At 72.4% G+C, this 4615-nt stretch carries 4 protein-coding genes and 1 pseudogene; 1 reads left to right on the top strand and 4 read right to left on the bottom strand.

Annotated elements, in window-relative coordinates:
* The 4 genes from ACV4UX_RS17425 to ACV4UX_RS17440 all read right to left on the bottom strand — a co-directional run.
* Window positions 1-283 (bottom strand): hypothetical protein (locus tag ACV4UX_RS17425; protein WP_491594548.1); only part of this gene is annotated, 283 nt, incomplete at its 3' end.
* A 20-nt stretch (window positions 284-303) separates the two neighbouring features.
* Window positions 304-1335 carry a WD40 repeat domain-containing protein gene (locus ACV4UX_RS17430; RefSeq protein ID WP_491594549.1) on the bottom strand — a complete coding sequence of 344 codons (1032 nt, stop codon included), beginning with the start codon at window positions 1333-1335 and terminating at the stop codon, window positions 304-306.
* Window positions 1332-2297, bottom strand: a complete 966-nt coding sequence (locus tag ACV4UX_RS17435; RefSeq protein WP_491594550.1) for a CobW family GTP-binding protein — start codon at window positions 2295-2297, stop codon at window positions 1332-1334. Before ACV4UX_RS17435 ends, ACV4UX_RS17430 begins: the two co-directional genes overlap by 4 nt.
* A gap of 34 nt (window positions 2298-2331) precedes the next feature.
* A complete protein-coding gene (locus ACV4UX_RS17440) occupies window positions 2332-4323 on the bottom strand; it encodes a molybdopterin-dependent oxidoreductase (protein ID WP_491594551.1) in 1992 nt (663 codons plus the stop codon).
* Between the two features lie 161 nt (window positions 4324-4484).
* Between ACV4UX_RS17440 and ACV4UX_RS17445 the strand changes: the two are divergent.
* Window positions 4485-4615: pseudogene (locus tag ACV4UX_RS17445) on the top strand (AzlC family ABC transporter permease); the annotation flags it as partial.

Genomic DNA, 4615 nt, shown 5'->3' on the forward strand with positions numbered 1-4615 from the left:
AGCCCAACTCCATGAGCCGCTGCTGCAGCCCCCGGATGGTGTCGGAGCCGTACTTGGCCGTGAACTTGTCGAAGAGCTTCTGGGACATGGGGCCTTCGGTGAATCGCACCGAGGGCCTGGCGAAGGCGGCCTCCACCTGGTCGCGGGGCACGCCGTCGGCGACGAGCCGGGCCTTCACGGCGTCGAGGGTGGCCGCTGCCCGCACGGACGGGGCCGGAACGGCCAGAAGGCACAGGCAGGCCAGAAGCGAGGCGACGAGGCGGATGCGGACGGGGGTGTTCATGGGGGTCTCCGAAGGGGGTGTCAACCCTGGGCCAGGAAGGCGCGCAGGTCCAGGAGCGCCACGCGGCCGTCCTCGAAGGCGCAGGCCAGGTGCAGGCCCTGGGGGCTCCAGAGGGCGCAGGTGGCGGGGGCCAGGGGTTCCAGGTCCAAGGGATGGGCGGCCATGCGCTTGAGCTCCGCCAAAAGCAGCGTCCCGTCCGCGAAGCCGCAGGCCGCGAAGGGGATGCGGGGGTTGGCGTCCAGGGCGGTCATGCGCGCCTCGGGCTGCACGGCGAAGGCCACGGGCGAGGGATCGGGGGCGAAGCAGCCGGGCACGGGCCAGCCCAGCACGGCCTTGGTGCCCGTGTGCAGGAGAAGCCCCCCGTCGTGGGACCAGCTCAGGCTGCCGGGCCGGGCGGGCAGCCCCCCCAACTGGAAGACCTTGCGCGATTCCAAGTCAACCACGTGGATGGCGTTCTCCTGGTGCCCCAACGCCAGATACGATCCGTCGGGGGAGAAGGCCGGGGCGATGTTCATGCCCTGGAGGTCCAGGCGCGTGGGGGTCTGGGCCTCCTGGAGGTCCCACAGGGAGAAGCCCCCGGCGTGGGTGGCGGCCAGCACGCCACCGGCAGGGCTGACGCAGAGTCCCGAAACCGCTCCGGGGTGCGGCCCCAGGGTGGCCATGGAGCCCGCGTGCAGATCCAGCGCCAGGACGTTGCGTCCGGCGGCCACGGCAAGGATCTCGCCGTCGCGGGAGGCGGCCATGTGCTCCAGCCAGCAGCCGCTGACGAGGGCGATCTGTTCGGCCGCGCCCTTGGCGTCCACGTAGGCCAGCACGCCGTCGTCGCCGCCGGTGATCCACCCCCCGGCGGGGTGCGCCGCCACGCTCAGGCAGGAGCCCCGGTGCACGGGGAAATACTCCATGGTCCCCGAGGGCAGGGAGGCCACGCCCAGGCGGCCGTCGCCCAGGGCCACGGCCAGGGAGCCCGCGTCGGAGGAGAAGGCGACGCGTTCGGCGAAGGCCCCTGTCGACCACTGCCACAAGCCGGGGGAGAGGTTCTCGGGGGCGCTCATTGCTTCACCAGGCAGTCTTTGAAGGCGATCTCAAGGGCCAGGCGGTCAAGATCCTTGCCGATGAACACGGCCTTGCTCATGGGGCGTTCGCCCTCGCGCCAGGGCAGGCCGAAGCCCAGCTCCAGGAGCATGTGAACGCCCTGGAAGACCATGCGCTGGCGCTCGCCGGGCAGGTGCAGCACGCCCTTGCAGCGCATCACCCGCTGGCCGTGCTCGTTGAGGTAGCCGCCGATCCAGGCCTTGAAACGCTCGAAGTCCACGGGGCGGTCGCTGGTCAGCGACACGGAGCCCACATGGCCGTGGGAGTGCTCGTGCGCGCCCTCGTCCAGGAGGTCGGGTTCGATGTCCAGGAGCTTCGCGAGGTCGAAGGAGCCCCGGCCCAGCACCTTCTCCACGGGCACGTCGCAGCGCTCGGCCACGAGCACCTCGGCCCGGGGATTGAGCGAGCGCACGGCCCGAACGGCGGCCTCCAGGCCCTCTGCGTCCACCAGGTCGGCCTTGTTGACGATAACGAGGTCCGCGAAGACCACCTGCTCGCGGGCCTCGGGCTGGCTCTCCAGCTGGGCGTGGACGTGGCGGGCGTCCACCACGGTGGCCACGCTGTCCAGTGCGGCGCGCTCGCGGGTGTCGGCGTCCAGGAAAAAGGTCTGGATCACGGGGGCGGGGTCGGCCAGGCCGGTGGTCTCCACCAGGATGCCGTCCAGGCGGCCCTTGCGCCGCGTGAGACCGGCCACCATGCGGATGAGGTCGCCGCGCACGGTGCAGCAGACGCAGCCGTTGTTCATTTCGAAGATTTCCTCGTCCGAGGTGGCCACCAGGTCGTTGTCGATGCCGGCCTCGCCGAACTCGTTGACGATGACGGCGTAGCGCTTGCCGTGGGAACCCGTGAGCACGCGGTTGAGAAGGGTCGTCTTGCCGGCTCCGAGAAAGCCGGTGAGCACCGTGACGGGAATGGGAGGCATGGATTCTCCGGTTGGATTGCGGGATGCCAGGGAGCTACTGCCCGTGCCCGGCGCTGTCAACCGGGCCGGACGGCGCAGGATCGGGCGGGACCGGCAGCAGGCGCACCCGGGCGCGGTAGTAGGGCGCGCCGTTGCCCAGAGCGCCGGCCCCGGCAGGGATCAGGCGGTTCAGGCCGTGTCCGGCCGCGACCCAGCCGCCCCGGCGGCACAGGCACACGTCCGGGCGCTGGGCCGCGTCGAAGCGCACGCGCACCTTCACCCGCCCCAGTGCGCTCTCCATCCAGGCCGGTTCGCCGTCCGCCACGCCCTGGGAGCGCCCGGCGTCCGGGTGCACCCGGGCAACGGGCAGGGGATCGTGCTCCGCCGGGGTCAGCTCCGAACAGAGATGCTCCGGGCTGCCGGTGGTGAGGAGCACCAGGGGGCGGTCGTCCTGGGACTCGGGACTTTGAGCCAGGGCGTCCAGGAAGCGGAAGCGGCCGGAGTCCGTGGCGAAAGACCCCTCGCGCCAGGGGACCATGGGGGCGTCCGGGTCGCGCACGGGGCCGCGCCGGATGTCCTCCAGGGTGAAGCCCTTGTCCAGGAAGGGTCGGCAGATGATGGCCAGCCACTCGTCCAGGGGCTTCTGGTAGAGGTTCGCGAAAGGGAAGCGCGAGGCCAGGTCCTGGTAGATGTCGAACTGGGGGCGGCATTCGCCCCGGGGCTCGCAGGCCCTGTTCACCGGCCCCAGGTAGTTGTGGCCGTAGGAGGCCACCACGTCGTCCTCCTCGAGATACGTCGCGCAGGGGAGGAAGAGGTGGGCCAGCCGGGCCGTGTCGTCCAGGAAGTGGCCCAGGTACGCCGTGAACTCCAGGGACCGGAAGGCCCGGGCCACGGCCTCGGAGTCCGGGGCCATGCACGCGGGGTTGGCCGCGCTGACCACGGCCGCGCGCAGGCGCGGGTTCCGGCAGGACTCCATGGAGCGGGCCAGGTCCGGCAGGAGCACCGCGCGGCGCGGCGGGTGGAGGTGTTCGCCCCAGACGGACTGGTCGTAGGGTCCGTATTCCTCGAAGCCCTGGCTTACGCCGCCGCCGGGCGCGCCCACGTTGCCCGCCAGGGCCTGGAGGGCGTCGATGGCGCGCACGCCCAGATGGGCGTCCATATGGCGGTGCAGGCCCCAGCCCAGGAGCACGGCGGCCGGGCGCTCCCGGCAGAGGGCCTGGGCCAGGGCGCGCGCGTCCTCGGGGGGGACGCCAGCCAGCCGGGCGTGCTCCTCCACCGGCCGCGCGAAGGCCAGGGCGCGGAAGGCCTCGAAGCCCTCGGAGCGCACGCGCAGGAAGTCCTTGTCCTCCCAGCCCTGCTCCAGGGCGTGGCGGGCCGCCGCCAGGGCCAGGTGGAGGTCCGCGCCCGGTGCGGGGCGCACGTGGCGGTGGGCCAGCGCGAGGCTCTCGGTGGCGGCCGGGTCCACCAGCCAGACGGTTGCCCCTCCCTTGCGCGCCAGGGACAGGATGCGCGTCATGTTGAACTGGGTGGCCGCCGGGTTGCGGCCCCAGAGCACCAGGGTGCGGCTGTTCAGGTGGTCCAGGGGGTCGTGGGAGAGGCGCGCGCCGAAATCGAGCGACATGGCGGCGTAGGCCGTGCCGCTGCACAGCGAGCCCGCTAGCCCCGTGGCCCCGCCCAGGTGGGCGAAGAAGCGGCCGTTGAGGAGCTTGAGCGCCGTGCGCTCGCCGTAGCCCTGGTAGTGCAGGATGGACTCGGGGCCGCTCGAAGAAGCAGCCTCGCCCAGCCGGTCCGCCAGCTCGTCCAGGGCCTGGGTCCAGCTCACGCGCCGCCAGGAGGAGCCTTCGCGCCGCATGGGGCGGACAACACGCTCGGGGCTGTTCACGCGCGCCACGTAGGCGCGCATCTTGCGGCAGCGCCCGCCCCGGTTGAGGGGGTGCGCCGGGTTGCCCTCGATGGCCTGGAGCACGCCGTCCTTGGCCACGGCCACCAGGCCGCAACAGCTGGGACAATCGCGCGTGCAGGTGGTGACGGTGCGCGTGACGCTCATGGAGAACTCCTTGTGAAAAGGGGATAGCGCATCGCCCCCCGTGACGCCAGGGCTCGCCGGAGGCAAGGGCCGCCCGGCGTCCTGGAGCCACCTCTCCACGCGCGGCGGCCCGGCCCGCGCGGCCTTGACCGTGGGCCTCCTTCCCGGTAGCAGCCACCCCCATGCCCCTGACGCCCGAACGCTCCGAGCCCTCGGCCCTCGCCCAGGCCCTGCCCATCGTCATGGGCTACCTGCCCGTGGGCTTCGCCTACGGCGTGCTGGCCGTGAAGGCGGGCCTGGGCGTGGCCAACGC

The organism is Fundidesulfovibrio sp., assembly GCF_058402725.1.

Bases quoted from the DNA above. Each gene is read 5' to 3' on its own strand.
- ACV4UX_RS17435 (WP_491594550.1), bottom strand. From the start codon at position 2,297: ATGCCTCCCATTCCCGTCACGGTGCTCACCGGCTTTCTCGGAGCCGGC.
- ACV4UX_RS17440 (WP_491594551.1), bottom strand. From the start codon at position 4,323: ATGAGCGTCACGCGCACCGTCACCACCTGCACGCGCGATTGTCCCAGC.
- ACV4UX_RS17430 (WP_491594549.1), bottom strand. From the start codon at position 1,335: ATGAGCGCCCCCGAGAACCTCTCCCCCGGCTTGTGGCAGTGGTCGACA.